The 560-nt window shown below is 62.0% G+C and carries 1 pseudogene and 1 other annotated feature; the pseudogene reads left to right on the forward strand.

From position 1 onward, the window contains the following. Window positions 1–258: 258 nt before the first annotated feature. Window positions 259–560: pseudogene (locus CRM90_RS30105) on the forward strand (IS3 family transposase); the annotation flags it as partial. Beyond that, window positions 279–410, forward strand: a sequence feature (AL1L pseudoknot). (Overlaps the previous pseudogene by 132 nt.)

Genomic DNA, 560 nt, shown 5'->3' on the forward strand with positions numbered 1-560 from the left:
GCACGAACCGTATTTGCGGACCGCTCCACCGCATGCAGATGAGCCAAGAACTCTTCTACCGGTTCCACCGCGAACGCATCAGCACCCACCACAGTCCACGACTCCGGGTCGCCGAACGGCATCACCACCCGCTGGACCACATACCCAGACGAGGGCGTCATGGACACTAAAGATAACCGATCCACGACGAAACGCCCTGACCCCCAACAGGTGTGTCGTCTACATCAAAGACACGCCGCCAAGGAACCGTAGATAACCAACGAGATTCTGAAACGAGCGGCGAGTTTCTTCGGGGCGGAGCTCGACTGCCAACACAAGAAGTAGTCGCCTTCATCGACGTCCAGCGGGCCGAGTTCGGGGTCGAGCCCATCATCACCGTCCTGCGCAGCGCAGGCGTGAGGATGGCCCTGAGCACCTATTACGACGTCAAAGCACGGCTGCCGTCCTCGCGGGCCCAGCGCGACGCCGTGCTCGGTCCGGCACTGCGACAGCTCTGGACAGACAACTATTGCGTCTACGGCGCCCGCAAGCTGTGGAAAACCGCACGTCGGGCCGGCCAC

This window comes from Mycobacterium sp. ENV421, assembly GCF_002887815.1.
GTDB lineage: Bacteria > Actinomycetota > Actinomycetes > Mycobacteriales > Mycobacteriaceae > Mycobacterium.